20 protein-coding genes are annotated in these 20,865 nt (G+C 69.9%); 8 read left to right on the top strand and 12 right to left on the bottom strand.

The annotated features are described in order from the left end of the window. The first annotated feature begins 49 nt into the window (after window positions 1–49). Window positions 50–1,372 carry an SAM-dependent methyltransferase gene (locus DACI_RS00660; protein ID WP_012202073.1) on the top strand — a complete coding sequence of 441 codons (1,323 nt, stop codon included), beginning with the start codon at window positions 50–52 and terminating at the stop codon, window positions 1,370–1,372. Here DACI_RS00660 and DACI_RS00655 read toward each other — a convergent pair. The 9 genes from DACI_RS00655 to DACI_RS00615 all read right to left on the bottom strand — a co-directional run bounded on the left by DACI_RS00655 (window position 1,335) and on the right by DACI_RS00615 (window position 9,544). Next, window positions 1,335–2,561: a DegT/DnrJ/EryC1/StrS family aminotransferase gene (locus tag DACI_RS00655; RefSeq protein WP_012202072.1), complete on the bottom strand. Its 1,227-nt coding sequence runs from the start codon at window positions 2,559–2,561 to the stop codon at window positions 1,335–1,337. The two genes, DACI_RS00660 and DACI_RS00655, sit on opposite strands and share 38 nt — an antisense overlap. After that, window positions 2,554–3,048, bottom strand: a complete 495-nt coding sequence (locus DACI_RS00650) for a DMT family transporter (protein ID WP_012202071.1) — start codon at window positions 3,046–3,048, stop codon at window positions 2,554–2,556. Before DACI_RS00650 ends, DACI_RS00655 begins: the two co-directional genes overlap by 8 nt. A gap of 164 nt (window positions 3,049–3,212) precedes the next feature. Next, a complete protein-coding gene (locus tag DACI_RS00645) occupies window positions 3,213–3,581 on the bottom strand; it encodes a DMT family transporter (protein ID WP_012202070.1) in 369 nt (122 codons plus the stop codon). Further along, on the bottom strand, window positions 3,571–4,512 hold the full coding sequence (locus tag DACI_RS00640; RefSeq protein WP_012202069.1) for an alpha/beta hydrolase: 942 nt from the start codon (window positions 4,510–4,512) through the stop codon (window positions 3,571–3,573). The genes DACI_RS00645 and DACI_RS00640 overlap by 11 nt, the downstream gene beginning before the upstream one ends. Beyond that, a complete protein-coding gene (locus tag DACI_RS00635; RefSeq protein ID WP_012202068.1) occupies window positions 4,509–5,213 on the bottom strand; it encodes an MtnX-like HAD-IB family phosphatase in 705 nt (234 codons plus the stop codon). Before DACI_RS00635 ends, DACI_RS00640 begins: the two co-directional genes overlap by 4 nt. Continuing rightward, window positions 5,206–6,150, bottom strand: coding sequence for an HlyD family secretion protein (locus DACI_RS00630; RefSeq protein ID WP_012202067.1), 945 nt, complete (start codon window positions 6,148–6,150; stop codon window positions 5,206–5,208). Before DACI_RS00630 ends, DACI_RS00635 begins: the two co-directional genes overlap by 8 nt. Further along, window positions 6,147–6,905, bottom strand: a complete 759-nt coding sequence (locus tag DACI_RS00625) for an ABC transporter ATP-binding protein (protein ID WP_012202066.1) — start codon at window positions 6,903–6,905, stop codon at window positions 6,147–6,149. The genes DACI_RS00630 and DACI_RS00625 overlap by 4 nt, the downstream gene beginning before the upstream one ends. Window positions 6,906–6,920: 15 nt before the next feature. Then, window positions 6,921–8,075: an ABC transporter permease gene (locus DACI_RS00620; RefSeq protein WP_012202065.1), complete on the bottom strand. Its 1,155-nt coding sequence runs from the start codon at window positions 8,073–8,075 to the stop codon at window positions 6,921–6,923. Further along, window positions 8,072–9,544: an efflux transporter outer membrane subunit gene (locus DACI_RS00615; protein ID WP_043780213.1), complete on the bottom strand. Its 1,473-nt coding sequence runs from the start codon at window positions 9,542–9,544 to the stop codon at window positions 8,072–8,074. The genes DACI_RS00620 and DACI_RS00615 overlap by 4 nt, the downstream gene beginning before the upstream one ends. A gap of 344 nt (window positions 9,545–9,888) precedes the next feature. Between DACI_RS00615 and DACI_RS00610 the strand changes: the two genes are divergently transcribed. The 3 genes from DACI_RS00610 to DACI_RS00600 all read left to right on the top strand — a co-directional run bounded on the left by DACI_RS00610 (window position 9,889) and on the right by DACI_RS00600 (window position 12,915). Next, window positions 9,889–10,893, top strand: a complete 1,005-nt coding sequence (locus DACI_RS00610) for a fimbrial protein (protein WP_012202063.1) — start codon at window positions 9,889–9,891, stop codon at window positions 10,891–10,893. Window positions 10,894–11,026: 133 nt separating this feature from the next. Beyond that, the gene (locus DACI_RS00605; RefSeq protein ID WP_012202062.1) at window positions 11,027–11,752 is read left to right on the top strand and encodes a response regulator; all 726 of its coding nucleotides are present in this window, start codon (window positions 11,027–11,029) and stop codon (window positions 11,750–11,752) included. Next, window positions 11,737–12,915 (top strand): sensor histidine kinase, encoded by a 1,179-nt coding sequence (locus tag DACI_RS00600; RefSeq protein WP_012202061.1) that lies wholly within the window; start codon window positions 11,737–11,739, stop codon window positions 12,913–12,915. The genes DACI_RS00605 and DACI_RS00600 overlap by 16 nt, the downstream gene beginning before the upstream one ends. A gap of 41 nt (window positions 12,916–12,956) precedes the next feature. On the opposite strand, the gene DACI_RS00595 is transcribed toward DACI_RS00600, so the two are convergent. Further along, a complete protein-coding gene (locus DACI_RS00595; protein WP_043780208.1) occupies window positions 12,957–13,616 on the bottom strand; it encodes a TetR/AcrR family transcriptional regulator in 660 nt (219 codons plus the stop codon). Window positions 13,617–13,661: 45 nt separating this feature from the next. Here DACI_RS00595 and DACI_RS00590 point away from each other — a divergent pair, with 45 nt between their 5' ends. Together DACI_RS00590 and DACI_RS00585 are read left to right on the top strand one after the other, a co-directional pair. Then, on the top strand, window positions 13,662–15,356 hold the full coding sequence (locus tag DACI_RS00590) for an acyl-CoA dehydrogenase family protein (protein ID WP_012202059.1): 1,695 nt from the start codon (window positions 13,662–13,664) through the stop codon (window positions 15,354–15,356). Window positions 15,357–15,401: 45 nt separating this feature from the next. Next, window positions 15,402–16,922 (top strand): class I adenylate-forming enzyme family protein, encoded by a 1,521-nt coding sequence (locus DACI_RS00585; protein WP_012202058.1) that lies wholly within the window; start codon window positions 15,402–15,404, stop codon window positions 16,920–16,922. A gap of 21 nt (window positions 16,923–16,943) precedes the next feature. Here the strand turns inward: DACI_RS00585 and DACI_RS00580 are convergent, their stop codons facing one another. Both DACI_RS00580 and DACI_RS00575 read right to left on the bottom strand, forming a co-directional pair. Further along, on the bottom strand, window positions 16,944–18,056 hold the full coding sequence (locus DACI_RS00580; RefSeq protein ID WP_012202057.1) for a siderophore-interacting protein: 1,113 nt from the start codon (window positions 18,054–18,056) through the stop codon (window positions 16,944–16,946). A 138-nt stretch (window positions 18,057–18,194) separates the two neighbouring features. Beyond that, a complete protein-coding gene (locus DACI_RS00575; RefSeq protein WP_012202056.1) occupies window positions 18,195–19,223 on the bottom strand; it encodes a helix-turn-helix transcriptional regulator in 1,029 nt (342 codons plus the stop codon). Between the two features lie 135 nt (window positions 19,224–19,358). Here DACI_RS00575 and DACI_RS00570 point away from each other — a divergent pair, with 135 nt between their 5' ends. Then, window positions 19,359–20,558 (top strand): threonine ammonia-lyase, encoded by a 1,200-nt coding sequence (locus DACI_RS00570; RefSeq protein ID WP_043780198.1) that lies wholly within the window; start codon window positions 19,359–19,361, stop codon window positions 20,556–20,558. Window positions 20,559–20,648: 90 nt separating this feature from the next. Beyond that, a complete protein-coding gene (locus DACI_RS32330; protein WP_012202054.1) occupies window positions 20,649–20,801 on the top strand; it encodes a hypothetical protein in 153 nt (50 codons plus the stop codon). Window positions 20,802–20,865 lie beyond the last annotated feature (64 nt).

Genomic DNA, 20,865 nt, shown 5'->3' with positions numbered 1-20,865 from the left:
TCCCCCACGTCCGCGCACCGCGGCCGACCGCAAGACAGGAGGCAACCCCATGATCGACCGGCTGACCGAAAGACTGCTGCAGCGCAGTTTCACACCCCTGGTGCGCGAGGGACTGCTCGAAATCTGCCTGCCCTGGGGGCGCATGCTGGCCTTCGGCGACGGCGGCCAGCCGCAGGCACGCATCCGCTTCACGGACAGGCGCGCGCTGTGGGCCCTGATGCGCGACCCGGACCTGAACCTTGGCGAGATGTTCATGCAGCAGCGCCTGGTGGTGGAGCGGGGCAGCATCTACGACGTGCTGGAGCTCGTGCTGCGCAACGCGCGCAACCTGCCCGTGCCGGCCAGCGTTCGGCTGCTCGATGCCTGGCGCATGCGGCTGCGCCCGCTGCTGCAGCACAACCGCCGCGGCAAGGCGCGCGCCAACGTGGCGCACCACTATGACCTCGACGACCGGCTCTATCGGCTCTTTCTGGATGGCGAGCGCCAGTACTCCTGCGCCTACTTCGAGCATGGCGACGAAAGCCTGGAGCAGGCCCAGCGGGCCAAGATGCGCCACATCGCCGCCAAGCTGCTCGTGGAGCCCGGCCACCGCGTGCTGGACATAGGCTGCGGCTGGGGCGGACTGTCGCGCTACCTGGCCGAGGTGGCTGGCGCGGGCCATGTGACGGGCGTGACGCTGTCCGGCGAGCAGCTGGCGGGCGCCCGCCAGCGTGCCGGCCAGTCCCCGTGCGCGGACCGACTCAGCTACCGCCTGGAAGACTACCGCGACACGCGCGGCACCTTCGACCGCATCGTCTCGGTGGGCATGTTCGAGCATGTGGGCACGCGTTTTCACGACGCCTTCTTCCGCCAGTGCCGGGAGCTGCTGTCCGACGATGGCGTGATGCTGCTGCACTTCATCGGCAACAGCGATGTGCCCGACTTCAACAATCCATGGATAGAGCGCTACATCTTCCCGGGCGGCCACATCCCGTCCCTGTCGGAGTTCACGCCGGCCATCGAACGCAGCGGCCTCGTGGTCACCGATATCGAAGTGCTGCGCCTGCACTATGCGCGCACGCTGCGGCTGTGGCGCGAGCGCTTCATGGCGCGCCGCGACGAGGCCGCCGCGCTCTACGACGAGCGCTTTTGCCGCATGTGGGAGTTCTATCTGTCCATGTCGGAAGCCGCCTTCCGCTACCAGGACATCGCCATTTTCCAGGTGCAGCTGGCACGCCGCCAGGAAGCGGTTCCGCTCACGCGCGACTATGTCGCCGAACGCAGCCAGGCCCTGCGCGGGCGCGAGCCACCGCCCGGCGCCACGACACAACCCGGCGCCACGCAGGCCGCAGCCGTCAGCCAGGCGCGGCGTGCGGCCCCTCCAGCAGACTGAGCAAGGCCTCGAAGCGCGCGTCGTCGAACCACAGGCTGTTGCCCACGGCCACCAGGCGCTGCGCCCAGTCGCGCCCCTGGTCCACCACGTCCTGGCGCGCCAGGCCCAGCACATGGTCGTAGCGGCCATAGTCGGGCAGCACATGGACGAAGGGCAGCGACAGACCCCAGCCCAGCCCCCATTGCGCGCGCAGCAGCGCATCGCGCGTGGCCGCATCGCGCAGGCGCAGCAGCAGCACGGGCCAGACGCCTTGCGCACCCGGCACGGTGTCACCCACCACCTCGATCCCATCGATGGCCGACAGCCAGGCGCCGCGCTCACGGGCCTGGCGCTGCAGTTGCTGCTGGAAATCCGCCAGCCGCGCCAGCGCGCGCCGGCCCACGCGGCGGCGCCAGGCGCCCAGTTCATGGCAGGGAATGGCGTCGTCGAAATCATCGCCGGCGGCCTGCACCCAGTCGCTGCGCGACAGCGCAGCGCGCAGGGGGCGGCCATAGGCCAGGTCCAGCCCGGCGGGGCGGTACAGCGCCGCATAGCCCAGCAGCTCCAGGCTGCGGCGCAACTCCCAGCCCCGGTCCTGGCGCACGCTGGCTGCATGTGTCTCGCGCAGTGCCTCGCGCAGCGCAGGGTCGCGCGCCAGCAGCACGCCGCCCTCGAAGGTGGTCAGGCCCTTGCCCACGGCCAGGCTGTAGAAGCCCACATCGCCCTGCCAGCCCACGGGCTCGCCGCGCAGGCGCGCGCCCAGGGCCTGGGCCGCGTCCTCCACCACCCAGGCGCCCACGGCGCGCGCGCAGTCCACGGCCGTGGCCACGTCGGCCACGCGGCCGCACAGATGCGTCGGCAGCACGGCCAGGGTGCATTCGCTGCACAGGGAGCGCAGGCGCGCGGGGTCCATGTCCAGCGTGTCGGGATGCAGATCGCACAGGCGCAGTTGCAGGCCGCAGTGCGCCACGGCCAGGGCCACCAGCGGGCAGGTATAGGCGGGGGCGATGACTTCGCTGCGGCCCGGCGCCAGGCGGCGCAGGGTCTGCAGCGCCACCATCAGCGCCGAGGTGCCCGAGCATTCAAGCTGCACGGCGGGCACGCCCAGCCATTGCGCCAGCGCCGTCGCCAGGTCCGCATCGCCCCAGGGCAGCAGGTCGGCCGCGCGCAGCGGCAGGCCCGCCGTGGGCGGCAGCACGCGTTCAGCCACGGTGCGTGCCGTGCTCGGCCGAGGCCGCCAGATGCGCGGCGCCCGCGCTGGCCGAACCCGCGCCCGGATTGCCGCCCGCATGGCCCGGCGTGTCATCGTCTGCGCCGGGCCCCTCGGCCTCCTGCGTCTCGCTGACGGCCAGGCAGGCGATGCCGGCCACGATGAACAGGCAGCCGATGATCTGGGGCATGCCTATGCGCTCGTCGAACAGCCAGTACGACAGCGCCAGCACGGAAAGAATCTCCAGGTGCGATGCCGCAAAGGCCGGGCCGATGGGCGCGCGCTTGAGCAAGGTCATCCACGAGAAAAAGGCGCCGATGTAGCCCACGAAGGCGCCATAGATCCAGGGCTGGCCGAACACGCGCGCCAGCCAGGCCGTGGAGAACTCCAGCGGCAGCGCCGCATTGCCGGCCTGCTTGAAGCTCAGCTGGGCCAGCGTGTCGAAGGCCATGAGCACCAGAAAGCCAATGAAATAGAAACGTTTCATCTCAGTTATTCACGGGGCTGCGCGCCGCCCGCATCGTATGAAACTGGCGAGCCCCAAAGCCTGGGACACCGAGGAAGGGCCGCCCCGCCCCGAGGGTGTCGTCCCCCTCCCGCGAAGCGAGAGAGGGGGAAGGCGCGAAGCGACTCAGGGGGTGCTGTTTCATCTCAATGCAGGCCCACGATGGCGACGCCTATGGACACGAGGACAATTCCGGCGACCCGCATGGGTGCCAGCTTCTCGGCAAACAGCAGCCGGCCCGCGATCATGATGGCCACGATGTTGATGGAGCCCAGCAGCACGCCCTCGGACAGCGGCACCAGCGAGAGAAAGGCCAGCCACAGCACGAACTCGGCCACGTAGCAGCCCACGCCCAGCCACAGCCAGGGCCTGGAGGCCATGAAGCGCCAGCGCGCCAGGCCGTCGAGGTCACCGGGCTGGCTGGCGGCGGCCTTGAAGGCCAGCTGGCCCCCGCTGTCCACCAGCACGTTCAGCACCCACAGCGTGATGACCAGCGGCGAGAGATCACTGCCCATGCCGTGCGGCCTCCGCAGCCCGCACCTCGCGGGGGGCGGCACCGCTGGCGATGCGCGCCACGAATTCGGTGGTGCGCGCGATCACGGTGCGGCGGTCGCGGTCTATGGTGACCATGTGGTAGCTGTTGTCCAGCAGCACCAGCTCGACATGGGCCTGGCTGGCGCCATGCACGATGTCATGGGCGTTGGCCACCGACGAGATGTCGTCGTTGCGCGCATGGATGACCAGGCAGGGCGAGCGCAGCTGGGGCAGTCGCGCCAGCACATGGGCCGAGAGGCGGCGCAGCTCGATGATGGACCACCAGGGATTGCCCGGCAGGCCGGCCGCCGCGCTGTCGCCCGAATGCATTTGCTCGACCACGCGCGCGCGCAGGGCCTCGTCCTTGATGCCGTAGGGCGGCTGCTTCATGAACACGCTGTGGCGGCCAATGCCCAGTGCGCGGAACAGCGGCAGCAAAAAGGCCAGGCGCGTGTAGAAGGGAATGCTCCAGCCGTCGTAGCGGAAGGTGGTGGACAGGGCGCAGACACCGTCCACCTTGTCGGGGTGGCGCTGGGCCACGGCCAGGGAGAGCACGGCGCCCATGGACAGGCCTCCGACCACCACATGGTCCATGTGCTGCGACAGCCGCTGCAGGCCGGCCTCCACGCTGGCCAGCCAGTCGGTCCAGCGCGTGTCCACGAGATCTTCCATGCTGCCGCAATGGCCGGCCAGCTGGACCGCATAGACGGTGAAGCCCTGCTTGTTCAGCCCCTTGGCCAGCAGGCGCATCTCGGCCGGCGTGCCCGTAAGCCCGTGCACCAGCAGCACGCCGGTGCGCGCGGCCACGCCCGTGCCGGGCATGACGAATTCATGCTCGGTCACGCAAACGTTGTCCAGCCCCGTGGCAGGCTCGCTGCGCTGAACGGCGTCGAATCCATCGGCCATGTTCATGCCAGCGCCTCCAGGCCCAGGACGACCTTGTCGAGGAGGGACGTGGCCTGCTCGAAATGCTCGAAGGGCGCATGGGCGATGCCCCGGCTTTCGCAGTGGGCGATGAGCTTGTACTTGGCCAGCACGAAATCGGCCCGTCCCGAGACGCAGAAGTCCGAGGTGCTGTCGCCCACGTAGAGCACGCGGCCGTGCAGGGCCTGCTGCTCGGCCAGGCGCTCGCACTTGCAGTTGCCGCTGGCGCGCGCGCACTGCGCGCTGGCCCAGGGGGAGTCCAGGCGCCAGCTGCGCTCGCCGGTCTGCACCAGGCGGTTGGCGATGACCTGCAGATGGCCCAGGCCATGGCGCTCCAGCACATGGCGTATGGCGTAGTCGATGCCGTCGCTGACCACCTGCACCACCATGCCGTGGGCCTGGGCGGCAGCCACGAAGCCGGCAAAGCCGGGGTCGATCTCGATGGTGTCCAGGTGGGCGCGCAGCTCGGCCTCGTCCATGTCCAGCAGCGCGACCTGGCCCTTCATGCATTCGCGCGAGCCGATCTCGCCGCGCTCCCAGGCGTCTTCCAGTTCCTGCCAGCCGGGCTTGCCGAAGCGGTTGAGCAGGGTGTCGGTCACGTCCAGCAGGCTGATCGTGCCGTCGAAGTCGCTTTGCACCATCCAGCCGGGGGCGGCGGTGTCCAGATACAGGGGAATGCGCTTATTCATGAAACTGCACCCTTACGTTTTGACCCACGCGCACGGCGGCGGCAGGAGCTTGCTCGAAGACCAGCACGCACTCGATGACACGCACCGGCCCGCGCTGCTGGTCGTCCTGCAGCCGCGCCGTGCCATAGACGGGGCTGATGCGCAGCACGCGTGCCGAGGGCAGTTGCTGCTGTGCGGCGCCATCGGCGTCCAGCGTCACCGTGGCCCGCATGCCTTCGCGCACGGCGGCGGCGAAGCTTTCATTGATTTCGGCGCGCACCTGCAGCGGGCGCTGCGGCAGGAGCACCACGGCCGGCGTGCCGGGCACGGCCTGGCTGCCCGCATGGGTGGCCAGGCGCACCACGGTGCCGGCCTCGGGCGCGCGCAGTTCCTGGCGCTTGTGCTGGGCGCGCAATTGTTCGAGCTTGCGCTGTGCCACCTGGGCCTCGGCCGCGGCCACGTCGATCTCGGCCTGGGCATCGCGCAGCGCCTGCGCGGCCTCGTCCACGTTCTGCGCATCGGCGGCGCCTTCGCGCGCTGCGGCCTGCCAGCGCGACAGGGTCTGCTTGAGCTGGGGCAGGCGCGCGGCGCGTGCCTTCTGGCGGGCCTTGGCCAGCTGGGCCTCGGACTCGGCCACCGCCAGGTCGGCCTGGCCCGTGTCGTCGGCCAGCCTCAGCAGCAACTGGCCGCGCTGCACGGACTGGCCTTCCTTGACGGACAGCTGCTGCACCACGCCGGCCACGGCGGGCGACAGGTCCAGCAGGCCGCCTTCCACCTCGATCTTGCCGCGCGCCACGGCCACGGACGCCGGGCCGTTTTGCTGCGCCTTGGCGCTGGCCTGGCCGGCATTGGCAGGCGCATCGTGCGAAGGACCGCAGCCCGCCAGCAGCGCGGCGGCGGCCAGCGCCGCAGCCAGGCCCGCAGTGGAAGCGGAAAGGCCGCTCAGTGGGTGCTTCATTCTTTTTCCTTGATGGGGCAGGACTGGCGCCAGTCGCTGCGGATGGCGCCGTCCTCCATGCCGAGCACGCGGTCGGCATGGCGCACCAGGCGCGGGTCATGGCTCACGCACAGCACGGTCGTGCCATGGTTGCGCGCCGCGCGGTGCAGGATGTCGATGACGCGCTGGCCGCTTTCGGCATCCAGCGCACTCGTGGGTTCGTCGGCAAACAGCAGCTGCGGCGCCTTGGCCATGGCGCGGGCGATGGCCACGCGCTGCTTTTCGCCGCCCGACAGTTCGGCCGGGCGCATGTGGCTGCGGTGGGACAGGCCGACCTCGTCCAGCGCCTGCTGGGCGCGGCGCAGGGCCTCGTCGCTGCGCAGGCCCATGTAGCCCAGGGGCAGCTGTACCTGCTCGATGGCCGTCAGCGCCGGGAACAGGTTGAAGCCCTGGAAGACGAAGCCCGTGTGGCGCAGGCGGAATTTCTCCAGCGCCCGCGTGCCCAGCTTGCCCAGGTCCTCGCCCAGCGCCATGGCGTGGCCGCTGTCGGGCGCCTGCAGGCCCGACATCAGCGACAGCAGCGTGCTCTTGCCGCAGCCCGAGGGCCCGGAGATCAGGCTCAGCTCGCCCGGGTACAGCGACACGGACAGGCCTTGCAGCACCTGCACGCTGACCATGCCCGACAGGAAAGACTTGCACAGGCGCACGGCCTCCAGGCTGGGTGCCGTGCGGGGCGCCGCCGTGGGCGCGGGGGAGTGGGCATTCATCACGTTCATGGGGTCTGGCCGTCTTCAGCGCAGCAGCGTGGCCGGGTCGGCACGCAGCAGGCTGCGCATGGCGCCCAGGCCCGACAGCAGGGACAGCACGGCCACCAGCACGGCGCAGGCCAGCACGGCCGATGCGTTCAGCGCCACGGGCACGCGGTAGGCCATGGCCAGGGCCAGCAATACGGCGCTGGCCAGCGCGGCCATCACAAAGCCCAGGCCGCCGATCCAGCAGGCCTGCTCGACCACCACGCGGCCCAGTGCCGCGCGGCTCACGCCCAGCGCGTTGAGCACGGCGTACTCGCGCGAGGAAGCGGCCACCACGGCCTTGAGCGACTGGCTGGTGACCACCGAGCCCACCAGGCAGACGATGACGGCCATGAACAGCACGCCCGCGCCGGCGCCCGTGTCGAACATCCAGTAGCGCTGCGAGCGCCGCGCGAATTCCCTGGCCGTCCAGGCCTCGTAGGGGCCGAAGCTGGGTGTGGGCTGGTTCAGGCGCTGCTTCACGGCCTTGGCCGAGGCGCCCGGGCGCACGCGCGCCACGAAATAGGTACTGCCCTGGCCGGGGTCGCCCGCAATCTCGCGGGCCGTGGCCAGCGAGGCCAATACGTTCACGCCGCCCAGGCCACGCAGGCCGTCCACAGCCGCCACCACCTGCACGCGGTGGTTGTTGACCCAGGCCACGCCGCCTTCGCTGGTGCCCAGGGTCTGCAGGTCGGCCCGGTCCACGATCACGGCGCCGGTCTCGCGCAGGCGCTGGCGCTGCCAGGGCTGGAGCACGTGGGAAAACAGCATGGAGGCGTCATCGGTGGCAATGCCCGACAGGTAGACCGACACGCCGCCGCCGTGCTCGCTCGCCGCGCCGCCGGCGGCCGAGTCCGAGCGCCAGTCGCCGTCCACCCAGACATAGGGCTCGACCGCCGCGACATCGGGGTCCATGCGCAAGCGCATGTCTACGTCGCGGCCGATGGTGCGGCCGAAGTTCACGCTCTGCGTGCCCGGGTAGCCGATCCACAGGTCGGCCGAGGAAGCCGTCACATACAGCGCGGCCGATCCGAAGATGCCCAGCACCAGCGCGGCCTGCATGGCCAGCAGCACGCCGGAGAAGCCCACCGCGAAGACGGAGGGAATGAAGCGGCGCCACTCGTGCACCAGCGTCTTGCGTGCCAGGGCGATCATGAGGGCGCCCCTTCTGCCTGTGGAGCCGGCCGCGCCATGCCGCTGTCGGCGTCGTCCCTGTCCTCGGCCGGCAGCGGCGCGCCGCCCAGGGCCTTGTACAGCGCCACATAGGCCAGCGCATGGGCGGCCAGGGCCGTGGTCTGCTCGCTGCGCGCCTGCAGCGCGGCGCGACGGGGCGCCAGGCCGCCGAATTCGCTGTCCAGGCCCAGCTTCAGGCGCTGGTCCTGCACGCGCTCGCGCTCGGCCAGCACCTGCTGGGTGGACTGCAGCGAGGCAATGCGCTCGCGCTGGGCGTCCAGCGCGGCCAGTGCGGACTCGACCTCGGCCACGCCGTCGAGCACGCTCTGGCGGTAGGCCTGGACGGCGGCCTGCAGCGCCAGCTCGCTGGCGTCGGCCTGCGAGCGGCGGCGGCCCCAGTCGAACAGGGGAATGTCGATCTGCGGCCCGAAGGTGGGTGCGTTGTCCTGCGTGGTGCGGTAGTTCTGGGTGATGTTGAACGAGTACAGCAGCGAGCCGCCGAGCACGAAGCGCGGGTACAGCGCGGCATGCGCTATGCCCTGCTCGGCCGCCGCGCGTTCCACGGCGGCCTGCGCCACCTGGATGTCGGGCCGCGTGCGCAGCAGGTCGGCCGGCAGGGCGGCCACGCCCAGTGCCTGGGCACCGGGCAGCGGGGCCTTCGCATCGGCCTGCAGCCACTGGGCATCGGGCCGCGTGCGGCCCAGCAAGGCGGCCAGCATGTGGGCGCTGCGGGCCTGGGTTTCGCGCAGGCTGGCACGCAAGGCGGCGCTCTGGCCGGCCTGCAGTTGCAGCTGGTGCACGGCCTCTGCCGTGCCCAGGCGCTGCTGCTGGCGCACCTGGGCCAGTTGCAGGGCACGCGCATCCAGCAGTGCCTGTTCGTCGATCAGGGCGCGCTGGCGCTGGGCCATGCGGATGTCCAGATAGCGGTGGACCACATCGGCCACCAGGGCCACGCGGGCCGCCTGCAGGCGACCCCGTGCGTCAAGCACGGAGGCGGCGGCATTGCGCTCGCCGGCCTCGCGGGCGCCGAACAGGCCCAGGTCCCAGCTCACGTCGATGCTGGCGTGGAAATACGAGTCGATGGCCGCAATGTCCTGCAGCGTGCGCGCACCGGCCGTGAACACGGGCCGGAAGGCCGAGCCGGCCGTGCCGGCCAGCAGCCGTTGCTGGCGCAGGCGCGACTGGGCCTGGGACAGGTCGAGGTTGGCGGCCAGCGCCTCCTCGACCAGGGTGTTGAGGGATTCGTCGCCCCAGGCCTTCCACCAGCCCTGCAGGTCGGGCGCTGCGGCCGAGCCAGGTGCACCCGGCGCGGCGGCGGGCAAGGGCTGCGTCCACTGCGTGGGCACCGAGCCGTCAAGCTGCGCCGGAGGCGGCGAGGAGCAACCGGCCAGCGCCAGGGCGGCGCCCAGGCACAGGCTGGAGAGGCGATGCGTCGCGGCGGCGTGGTTCACGGGATGGACAGGCGGGAGGGGATGATCGAGGGAAGGGCCGGGAAAACGAGGCCAGGGAACCATGTCCCCGGATAGCCATTGGACGCGGCCAAGCTTGCGCGAGGTTGCAGGCTTTATGGAGGAAACATGGAGAACGCGACGCCTTGCGGGAGCCTCTCTGCCCCAACCCGGGCGAGAGCCAGTTGCGGACCGCCCGATCACTGTGGACTCGGATGATTCCGAGTTTATTTTCAGAACGCTCCAATTCCAAGGCCGCATGCAGGTCAGTACATTGGCCGGATATCGCGCCCTATGCCACCTGTCCCAAGGCATTGATCCATATCTTCCAGGCTGGAGTTCACAGCATGTCTTTCACAGCCATCTTGCGCCATGGATTGGCCACGCCTCTCCTCTTGATGTTCTGTATGGCCCCTATTTCATCCTGGGCCCGTTGTTCCTCCCAGGGCTGGAATGCCCAGTTTCCGGGTTCAGCCAACACCCCCACCATCGTCAATGAAAATTATCCGATTGGCAGCGTTGTCTATTCCAGGACAATGGCTTTGCAAAATACCGGGGCCGGCAGCTACCACATTTCTTGCGACAATGATTTTTATTACATAGAAGGCATTGGAACGGAAAGCGGTGGAATATATTCCACCGCCATCCCCAGTCTGGGCATGAGAATCACGTGGGAAAGAGCCGCGCCTTATTCAGGGTCCATGCTGAAACAGGGCATATTCCATTCACTGCCAAGCAACAACATGACCATCGAGCTCGTGAAAACCGGGGAACTCACATCTGGCGGTTCCCTGAATGGCAGCTTCGCACGAATCTACTCAGGGACCAGCAATGCCCGTGACTTGCTGGCCACGGTATTCTTTTCAAGTGGCATCACCGTCAACGTCAGCAGCCGCCCCAGGCCGCCGACCTGCCGGGTGTCCACGGGCAAGATCGACGTGACCATGGCCCCCGCCCCGTTCGCCGATTTCAAGGGAATCGGGTCCGTCACGGCAGCCAAGGACTTCAGCATCGAGTTGACCTGCGCGGGAGGCGAAGCCAATACACGCCTGACCGCCTTCATCACGCTGACGGATGCCACCCAGGCCACCAATCGATCGAGCACGCTGACGCTGGCGCAAAATTCCAAGGCCCGGGGTGTCGGCATACAGGTACTGAGAAACAACGTGCCCGTGAGCTTCGGCCCCGACTCCGGCAGCCTGGGCAATGCCAACCAATGGAATGCGGGCCAGGTCGCACAGGGGCAGAACAGCCTGAAGATTCCGCTGAGCGCGCGCCTGGTGCAGACGGCCGGCAGCGTGACACCTGGCATGGCCTATGGCCGGGCGACCTTCACGATGAGCTACCAATAGCCGCTGATGGGCCCGCAGGAAATGAACAGCGCCAGCCTTGCGCGCGATTGCAGACTTCGTGGAGCCAATATGGAGGGACTGCGGCACGCAGGGCATCGCACCATAATGTGCGCCTGGCCCTGCCAGCTTTCCCATGAACTCCACAGCACAGCCAACGGCAACCACCCCCCTCGTGCTCGTCGTCGAAGACGAGCCCGCCATCGCCAGCATCCTGACGGCCTATCTCGAGCGGGACGGGCTGCGTTCGCGCATGGCCTCGGACGGCCAGGAGGCGCTGCAGCTGTTCCGCCTGCTGCGGCCCGACCTGGTGCTGCTGGACATCCACCTTCCCGGCATGGACGGCATCGACGTGCTGCGCGCCATCCGCGATGACAGCCAGACGCCCGTGATCATGGTCACGGCCCTGGCCGACGATGTGGACAAGCTGCTGGCCCTGCGCCTGGGCGCCGACGACTACGTGGTCAAGCCCTTCAATCCGCCCGAGGTCGTGGCCCGCGTGCGCGCCGTGCTGCGCCGCACCCAGGCGCGCAAGAACCCGGCGCCCGCGCCCATCCGCGTGGGGCCCATCGAGATCGACGCCGAGGCGCACAGCGCCGTGGTCTACGACAACGAGGGCCGCGCCCTGCCGCTGCCCCTGACGCTGACCGAATTCCGCCTGCTGGCCTGCCTGGCGGCCCAGCCCCGGCGCTGCTTCTCGCGCTCCCACCTGATCGAGCACTGCCTGCCCGAGAGCGATGCGCTGGAGCGCGTCATCGACTCCCATCTGTCCAAGCTGCGCCGCAAGCTGCAGCTGGCCGGCCAGGAAGGCCTGATCGAGACCGTGCGCGGCATTGGCTACCGGCTATGGCCCTGGGACTGAGGCCCAACCGCATCTGGGTGCGCTTCGGCCTGTGGATCACGGCCACCGTGCTCAGCACCATTGCCCTGCTGGCCATCGGCGTGCTGGTGTTCTCGGAGATCCAGTACCGCGACTTCTACAGCAGCCTGCCGCCGGCCGTGCAGATCGAGCTGGACGAACTCAACGCGCAGTCGCTGGAAGACAGCCCGCGCGCCATGCAGATCTACGGCCAGTACTGGACGGGCGATCTGCTGTTCGGCGAGAAATGGTCCCTGGTCATCGGCCTGCTGGTGTGCCTGCCCTTCGGGCTGGCCGTGGGCTTCTGGGTGTCTCGCCTGGTGACGCGGCCCCTGGCTTCCATGGTCGAGGTGGCCAAGCGCGTGGAGCTGGGCGACTTCAGCGCGCGCGCCCTGCCCGGCAAGGCCCATGGCGAGATGGCCGAGATGGTGGTGGCCTTCAACCGCATGATCGATTCGCTGGAGACGCTGGAGGCCGAGCGCCGCGCCACGGCGGCCTCGATCTCGCACGAGCTGCGCACGCCGCTGACCGTGCTGCAGGCGCGCCTGCATGCCATCTGCGACGGCGTCATCGCCGCAGACGACACCGAGCTGAACACGCTGCTGTTCCAGGTCGAGCACCTGGGCCGGCTGGTCGGCGACCTGCACACGCTGTCCATGGCCGATGCCGGCCAGCTGTCGCTGCAAAAGCAGCGCCTGGACCTGGCAGAACTCGTGGCCGAGACGCTGGACCACCTGCACCCCCAGCTCCTGCAGCATGGCATGCAGCTGGAGATGCACCTGCCCGCGCCCAGTGACATCGGCATGGCCGACATCCGTGCCGACGCCGACCGCATGCGCCAGATCCTCTCCAACCTCGTCAGCAACGCCATCCGCCATGCGGCCAGCGGCGCATGGCTGGGCGTGGCGCTGACGGTGGAATCCGATATCGAAGGCCGTGCCTGGGCCGTGCTGCGCATCAGCGATGCCGGCCCCGGCCTGCCCAGCGAGCTGCGCGCCCACCCCTTCCAGCGCTTTGCCCAGGTGCCCGGCAAGCGCCGCCGCGAGGGCTCGGGCCTGGGCCTGTCCATCGTCAAGGCACTGACCGTCTCCCAGGGCGGCAGCGTGGAGGCCGACGACTCCGAGCAGGGCGGTGCCCGCTTCACGCTGCGCTTTCCGCGCGTCTGATCCCGCGCCGCTGGAGGCCGCCGGGGCCGCTGCGGGGTCCGCTACGCGGACGGAGCCTGCGCCTCGCGCAGCAGCGCATGGATGGCCCAGCCCAGCGGCGCGCGCAGCTGCTGCAGCGTCTGCTGCGGCCCCAGCGCCAGCAGCGACTGCGACACCCAGCCATAGGTCAGCGTGTGCAGCAGCCGTGCCAGGGGCTGGGCCGGCGCGGGCAGTGGCGGATCGCAGTCCTGCAATGCCGTGCCCCACAGCTGTACATAGGCCTGGTAGTGGCGGCGGAAGGGCTCGGGCGCGGACACCTTGCGCTCCAGCATGAACAGCGCGGCCCACATCGGCGCCTCGCGCGCAATGCCGTCGACCAGGGTGTCCAGCAGGCGGTCCACGCGCGTGGCCAGCGGCATGCCGGCACTGTCCTGCAGCGTCTGCAGCCCCTGGGCGTGCAGGGCCTGCACCTGGCGGTGGATGCACATGGCCGCCAGCGTGTCCATGTTGCCGAAGTATTCATAGAAGGTGCCCAGGCCCACGCCGGCCACGGCGGCCACCTCGCGCACCGTGGTGCGCTCGTAGCCCTGCTCGATCACAAGCCGAACAAAGGCGTCCTGCAGCGCCTGCGATGTGGCCTGCGCGCGCGATTGCAGGGGGCGGCGCCGCACTTTGGGCGGCTGCGGCTGCTGCCGTGAAACCCGAACACCTTTGCTGGGCATTTTTCCTAGACTTTTGCGTTGAGACCAACGATCACGGAGACACGCATGAGCACCGGCCAGACATTGCAGACAGGGCACACCTGGAACACGCACGACGTCCTGAACCAGGTCGACGAACTCACCGACTTCAACCTGCTGGAGGCCGACCCTGCCCTGGCCGAGGCCCTTCAGCGCAACGGCGCCGCGCGCCACATTCCGTCGCTGTCGCGCTATGCGCAGCAGCTGGGCGAACGCGCCACCTGGGAATTGGCCGAGCAGGCCAACCGCCACACGCCCGAGCTGCACCGCTTTGACGCGCGCGGCCGCATCATCGACGCCGTGGAGTTCCATCCGAGCTGGCACACGCTGCTGGGACTATACCGGCAGCAGGGGCTGATCTCCCTGCCCTTCGAGGACAGCAGCGCGGGCCGCTGGAGCGCCTGGGCCGCAGGTTTTTACCTGCACGGCCAGGTCGAACAGGGCACGCTGTGCCCGGCCACCATGACCACGGCCGCCATCCCGCTGCTGCAAAAGGAACCGGCGCTGTGGCAGCAGCTGCAGGGCAAGCTGTTCAGCCACGAATACGATCCGCGTGACCTGCCCGTGGGCGACAAGGCATCGATGTGGCTGGGCATGGGCATGACCGAGAAGCAGGGCGGCTCCGACGTGCGCGCCAACACGACGGTGGCCATGCCGGTGCACGCCGGCGGGCGCGGCGGCGAGTACCTGTTGCGCGGCCACAAGTGGTTCTTCTCGGCACCCATGTGCGATGCCCACCTGGTGGTGGCGCGCATGGGGGAAAGCGGGGGGCAGGCCTGCTTCTACGTACCGCGCTGGCGCCCGGACGGCAGCAGGAATGCCGTGCGCGTGCAGCGCCTGAAGGACAAGGTGGGCAACCGCAGCAACTCCAGCAGCGAGGTGGAGTTCGAGGACGCCTGGGGCATCCTGATGGGCGAGGAAGGCCGGGGCATTCCCACCATCATCGAGATGGCCACCTACACCCGCCTGAACTGCGTGCTGGGCAGCGCCGCCATCCTGCGCTCGGCCACGGTGCAGGCCCTGGCCTATGCGCGCCGGCGCAGCGTCTTCGGCAAGCTGCTGGCCGAGCAGCCGCTGATGCGCACCGTGCTGGCCGATCTGGCGCTGGAAAGCGAGGCCGCGCTGCAGATCGCCATGCGCCTGGCCCAGGCCTATGAGCGTGGAGGCGACGAGGGCGATCCGTTGGAGCGCGCCTGGAAACGCATCATGACGCCAGCGGCCAAGCTCTGGGTCTGCAAGCGCGGCGTGGAGCTGACGGGCGAGGCCATGGAGGTGCTGGGCGGCAACGGCTATGTGGACACGGGCGTGATGGCGCGCCTGTTCCGCGAGGCGCCCGTGAACTCGATCTGGGAAGGCTCGGGCAACGTCATGTGCCTGGACGTGCTGCGCGCCATCTCGCGCGAGCCCGACGGCGCGCAGCTGCTGCTGCAGGACCTGATCGACACGGCGGCGGGCGAGCCCGCGTTGCTGCAGCAGGCGCAATCGCTGGCACGGCGCCTGTCCGGCCCGCCTGACCAGCTCGAGGCCCAGGCACGCCGCCTGGTGCAGGACCTGGTGCTGCTGGCCCAGGCCTGCCTGCTGCGCCGCCATGCGCCGCCCGCCATGGCCGACGGCTTCATCGCCACGCGCCTGGGGGCGCAGCAGGGCGCCATGGTGGCGGGCGCCTTCGACCCGGCAGGCCTGGACATCGCCGCCATCGTGCAGCGCGCGCTGCCCGCCTGAAGTGGCCGCCGGCCCACCACACAACAAAGCACAAGGAGACAAGACATGAACCTGCTCGACGCCTTCGACAGCGCCGTGCGCAAGACGCCCGCCAAGGCCTTTCTGCGCGACCGCGGCGCCTCCATCAGCTATGCCGACATGCAGCGGCGCTCGCAGCGCGCGGCCGCCGTGCTCCAGGCCCAGGGCGTGGGCCGGGGCGATACCGTGGCCCTGATGTGCCTGAACGCGCCGGGCTTTGTCGAAGCCCTGTTCGGCGCCTGGCGCCTGGGCGCCGCGCTGATGCCCGTCAACCACAAGCTGCAGGCGCCCGAGCTGCAGTACATCCTCGACCACGCGCAGTGCAAGGCCCTGGTGTTTGACGCCGCACTCGCGCCCGTGGTCGCCGCCGCGCCACACCCCTGCGCCCGCCTTGTGACCGAGGCGCAAGAGGCCGTCCCGGGTGTTCAGGACTGGGACACGCTGGTGGCGGCCGCCAGGCCCATGGAAGGCACGCGGCCCGCCGATGGCGACATCGCCCAGGTGCTCTACACCTCGGGCACCACGGGCCGGCCCAAGGGTTGCCTGCTGAGTCACCGCGCCGTCACGCTGGCGGCGATCACGGCCGCGCTGGGCCTGTCCATCACGCGCGAGGAACGCACGCTGATGGCCATGCCCATCTGGCACTCCTCGCCGCTCAACAACTGGTTTGGCGGCACGTTGTACATGGGCGGCACCGTGGTGCTGCTGCGCGAGTACCACCCGCAGCATTTCCTGCAGGCCGTGCAGGACGAGGGCGTGACGCTGTACTTCGGCGCGCCCGTCTCCTACTTTGCACCGCTGCAGATGCTGCCCGACTTTGCCCGCTACGACCTGAGCAGCGTGCGCGCCTGGGTCTACGGCGGCGGCCCCATCGGCGCCGACATGGCGCGCAAGCTGGCCACGGCCTACCGCAGCGACCGCTTCTACCAGGTCTACGGCATGACCGAGACCGGCCCCACGGGCACCACGCTCTACCCCGAGGAGCAGGTGGAGCGGGCCGGCTCCATCGGCCGCGTGGCCCTGCCCGGCGTGGACATGCGCGTGGTGCGCGACGACGGCGAGGATGCCGGCCCGGGCGACACCGGCGAGATCTGGCTGCGCACCGGCAGCGTGATGGACGGCTACCTGCACGACGCCCAGGCCACGGCTGCCGCCTTCGCGCCCGGCGGCTGGTACCGCACGGGCGATCTTGCGCGCCTGGACGACGCGGGCTATCTCTTCATCGTGGACCGGACCAAGGACATGGTCATCACGGGTGGCGAGAACGTGTATTCCAAGGAGGTGGAGGACGCGCTGTCGGCCCATCCCCAGGTCGCCGATGTCGCCGTCGTGGGCCGGCCCCACCCCGAATGGGGCGAGACCGTCGTCGCCCACGTGGTGACGCGCGGCGAGGCCGCGCCGGAAGCCGAGGCACTGCAGCAGTTCCTGGCCGACAGGCTGGCGCGCTACAAAATCCCGCGTGAATTCGTCTTTGCGGCCAGCCTGCCGCGCACGCCCACAGGCAAGCTGCAGAAATTCCTGCTGCGTCAGGAGCGCAGCGCCACCTGAGGCGCCGGCCTCCTGCGTGGCCTACTTCGCGGCCTTGAAATCCGACTCGCTCATGCCGCGCCGCCAGTAGGCCACGATCAGCTGCTCGTGCTTTTCCAGACCGCGCTCCTCGCGCGCCCACTGGCGCACGGCCTGGGCGGTGTCGAATTCGCCAGCGGCCCAGACGAAGCGGCTGGGGGGATGACCGGCCAACGCATCCGGCCAGCGCACGGCGCGCAGCGCGTCGATCAGCAGCGTGGTGGTGCCGGCCTCGGCAGCGCCACGGTGCAGCCAGTGCCATTGCAGGCCTTCGGGCGCCTGCACGGGCTGCTCGTCCTGCGGGCCCTGGACTTCGGCAAACACATGGCCGCGCGTGTGCGCCGGCAGGGCGGCCGCAATGCGCAGCATGGCCGGCAGGCCGGTGTCGTCGCCAGCCAGCAGCATCCAGTCGGCCGGGGTGGCCGTGCGCCCGCCGGGGCCGGTCATGCCGATGCGCTGGCCCGGCTGGGCGCGCGCGGCCCAGGCGGACCCGGGGCCGGCGTCCTCGTGCAGCACGAAGTCCACGTCCATCCATCCGTTGGCGCCGTCTTGGGCCATTCCCATCGCACGCATGGTGTACGTGCGCATGTCCAGGCGCATGTCACCCTCGGGCAGGCGCAGCAGGCCGCTGGCCGACAGCGTGGGCCATTCGGGCTCGGCCACGCCCGGCTGGGGGAACAGCAGCTTGACGTGGATGTTGGTGTCCTGCGCATAGCGCGCCATGTCGTCACAGGCAAAGCGCACGCGGCGCATGTGCGGCGTGAGATCGCGCACGGCCAGCACCCGCAGCTCGCGGAAGGCCGGCGGGCGCTGCAGCGCGGCGCCGTCACCCTCCCAGGCCAGGGAGCCGTCGGCGGCGCCCGTGGCCTCCAGCAGCAGGTGGGCCAGCATGAGCTTCATGTCCTGCAGCAGCTCCACGCCGGGCGCCGCCACCTCGGCATGGACCTGCCGGCCCTCCAGCCACAGCTGGCCCTGGCCGCCTTCGTAGTCGGCCACCCAGCGCGAGCCTTCGCGGCGCACGGTGATGTCGTGCTCCTGCATGTGCCCGACGATGGCGGCGATGGCCTCCTCGGCCCTGTCCATGCGCACCGAAGTGCGTGCCTGCAGCTGTGTCATTGACGGATGTCCTTTCGTTCGGTGATTGCAGCATCGCCCGGCGCCCGTGGGGTTTGCGCCAGCCCCGCCGACGTTTGCGCAGCGCGCCCATAAGTCCATAGGCCCATAGGCCCATAGCCCATACAGCGACCCTGGCCCTCAGAGCCTGGCGCGCACCAGCTTGGGAGAGATGCCAAAGCGGCGCTTGAAGGCCGTGGAGAAATTGGCGGCGCTGGAATAGCCGGCCGCATGCGCGACCTCGGAGACGCTGCAGCCCGTCTGCTCCAGCGCGGCCCAGGCGCGTTCCAGCCGCTGCTCGCGCCGGTACTCGTCGATGCTCGATCCGTAGGCCAGGCGGAACTGGCGCTGCAGGGCGCTGGCGCTCAGGCCGACCTCGCGCGCGATTTCGGCCAGCGGGCGGCAGCCGTCGCCGCCACTGTCCAGCAAGGCCTTGAGGCGTGCCATGCGCCGGTGTTCGCGCACGCCCAGCACGCCCGGCACGGTCTGCGCCGGGTCGGGCTCGGGCGCGTCGAGCGCCTGCACGGCCTCGTGCACCAGCTCCAGCGTGCGGCTGGCCAGCAGCAAGGGGGCAGAGCCTTCGCGCGCCAGCTGGATGATCTGCTCGGCCACCGCCACGGCGCGCGGCGATGGCTGCCAGGGTCGTATGGCCAGCAACTGCTGCTCCATCCAGTGCCGCAGCAGCGGTGGCGCGACCATGGGCAGGGCCTGGGCGGCAAACCATTGCGGCTGCACGGTGATGCTGAGCTTGCGCTCGAACTTGCCGCGCCGCCAATGCCGCATGAACATGTCGCCGGGCCGTGAATGGATGACGGCGCCGCAGGCCTGCACATGGGCACCGGCCGGGCTGGCGGGCGCCACCTGCATCTGCAGACCCTGGCTGCCGAAGGCCACGTCCACGCAGCCCTCCAGCAGCACGACCAGGTGCAGCCCCGGCACGGCCGGCGAACGCGTGCTCATGGTGCGCAGGTCGCGCGCCTCCACGCCATGCAGCCACAGGCCGGGCTGGACCTGCCAGGACTGCAGGTGCCCGGCCAGCAGCGCGTCCTCGGCCGTGACCTCGGCGTCGAGGATGCGGTAGTCGGGACCGCTGAAGTCGCAGGCACGCAGCGTGCCCCGCCCCAGCCAGCGTGGAGGGCGTGCAGGTGTTTGGACAGAGGAAAGAGCCATGGCCAGCCGGAGCGGTGCGCGCCCCAAAGACAAGAATGATTCTCATTTTAAAGATCGCTCCGGTGCGGCGCTTTCTGCGGGGAATCCATGGCGTGCCCTGCCGCGCGCCCGGGCCGCCGTGCGCCACAATGCGTGATGCTCAGCCTCCAAGACATCCAGAACGCCGCCGACCGCCTGCGCGGCGCCGTGCTCGATACGCCCTGCGTGGAATCGCGCACGCTGTCCCAGATCACGGGAGCGCAGGTCTATCTCAAGTTCGAGAACCTGCAGTTCACCGCCTCGTTCAAGGAACGCGGCGCCCTCAACAAGCTGGCCCAGCTCTCGCCCGAGGAGCGCGCACGCGGCGTGGTCGCCATGAGCGCCGGCAACCATGCCCAGGGCGTGGCCTACCACGCGCAGCGCCTGGGCGTGCGTGCCGTCATCGTCATGCCGCGCTTCACGCCGGGCGTGAAGGTGGAGCGCACGCGCGGCTTCGGCGCCGAGATCGTGCTGCACGGCGACTCCCTGGCCGAGGCGCGCCAGCATGCCTACACGCTGGCCGAGCAGCAGGGCCTGTGCTTCGTCCACCCCTATGACGACGAGCAGATCGCGGCGGGCCAGGGCACGCTGGCGCTGGAGATGCTGGCCGAGCAGCCCGACCTGGACCAGCTCATCGTGGCCATCGGCGGCGGCGGCCTGATCGCGGGCGTGGCCACGGCCGCCAAGGGACTGAACCCGGGCATCGAGATCATCGGCGTGCAGACCCAGCGCTTTCCGTCCATGTTCAATGCCGTGCGCCAGGCCGGGCTGCCCATGGGCACCTCGACCATCGCCGAGGGCATTGCCGTCACCCAGCCCGGCGCGATCACGCAGGAAGTCGTATCGCGCCTGGTGGACGACATGCTGCTGGTCGATGAAGGCGACATCGAGCAGGCCGTGCTCATGCTGCTGGAGATCGAGAAGACCCTGGTCGAGGGTGCGGGCGCCGCGGGCCTGGCCGCGCTGCTGCGCCATCCGCAGCACTTCGCGGGCAAGAAGGTGGGGCTGATCCTGTCGGGCGGCAACATCGACCCGCTGCTGCTGGCGGCCATCATCGGGCGCGGCATGGTGCGCTCCGGGCGGCTGGCGCGCATCAAGGTCAGCGCACGCGACGTGCCCGGCGTGCTGGCGCGCATCACGGCCACGGTGGCGGCGGCGGGGGCCAATATCGAGGAGGTCCACCACCAGCGCGCCTTCACCATGCTGGCCGCGCAGAGCGTGGAGATCGAGCTGGTGCTGCAGACCCGCAACAAGGCCCACATCGAAGAGGTCATCGCTGCCCTGCAGGCCGAAGGCATGCAGGTCAATGCGGCGTGATACCGCGCGCGTCATGGCTTTCCCCAGACGCGCGTGCCGCCGACACTGCCTAGAATGGTCCGAACCCCACTGCAGCCAGGAGCGCACCGCATGTCGCATGATCCCGCCGCGAACCACGCCACCGAAGCCACGGCCACCGACGACGCCACGGAGGCCGTCGTGCCCTACATCCCCGTCATCCTGCCGCTGGCCGGTGCCGTGATGATGTTCCTGCTGGCCTTCATTGCGGTGAACATGGCCTGACCAAGCCTTGCCTTCCCCCGTCAAAAGCCCCGCCCTGCGGGGCTTTTTGCTTGCCTGTTCGGCA

The sequence above is a fragment of the Delftia acidovorans SPH-1 genome (genome assembly GCF_000018665.1).
GTDB classification, from domain to species: domain Bacteria; phylum Pseudomonadota; class Gammaproteobacteria; order Burkholderiales; family Burkholderiaceae_C; genus Comamonas; species Comamonas acidovorans.
Note: the sequence above shows the minus strand (reverse complement) of the source record. Positions and strands in the feature narration are given on the sequence as shown.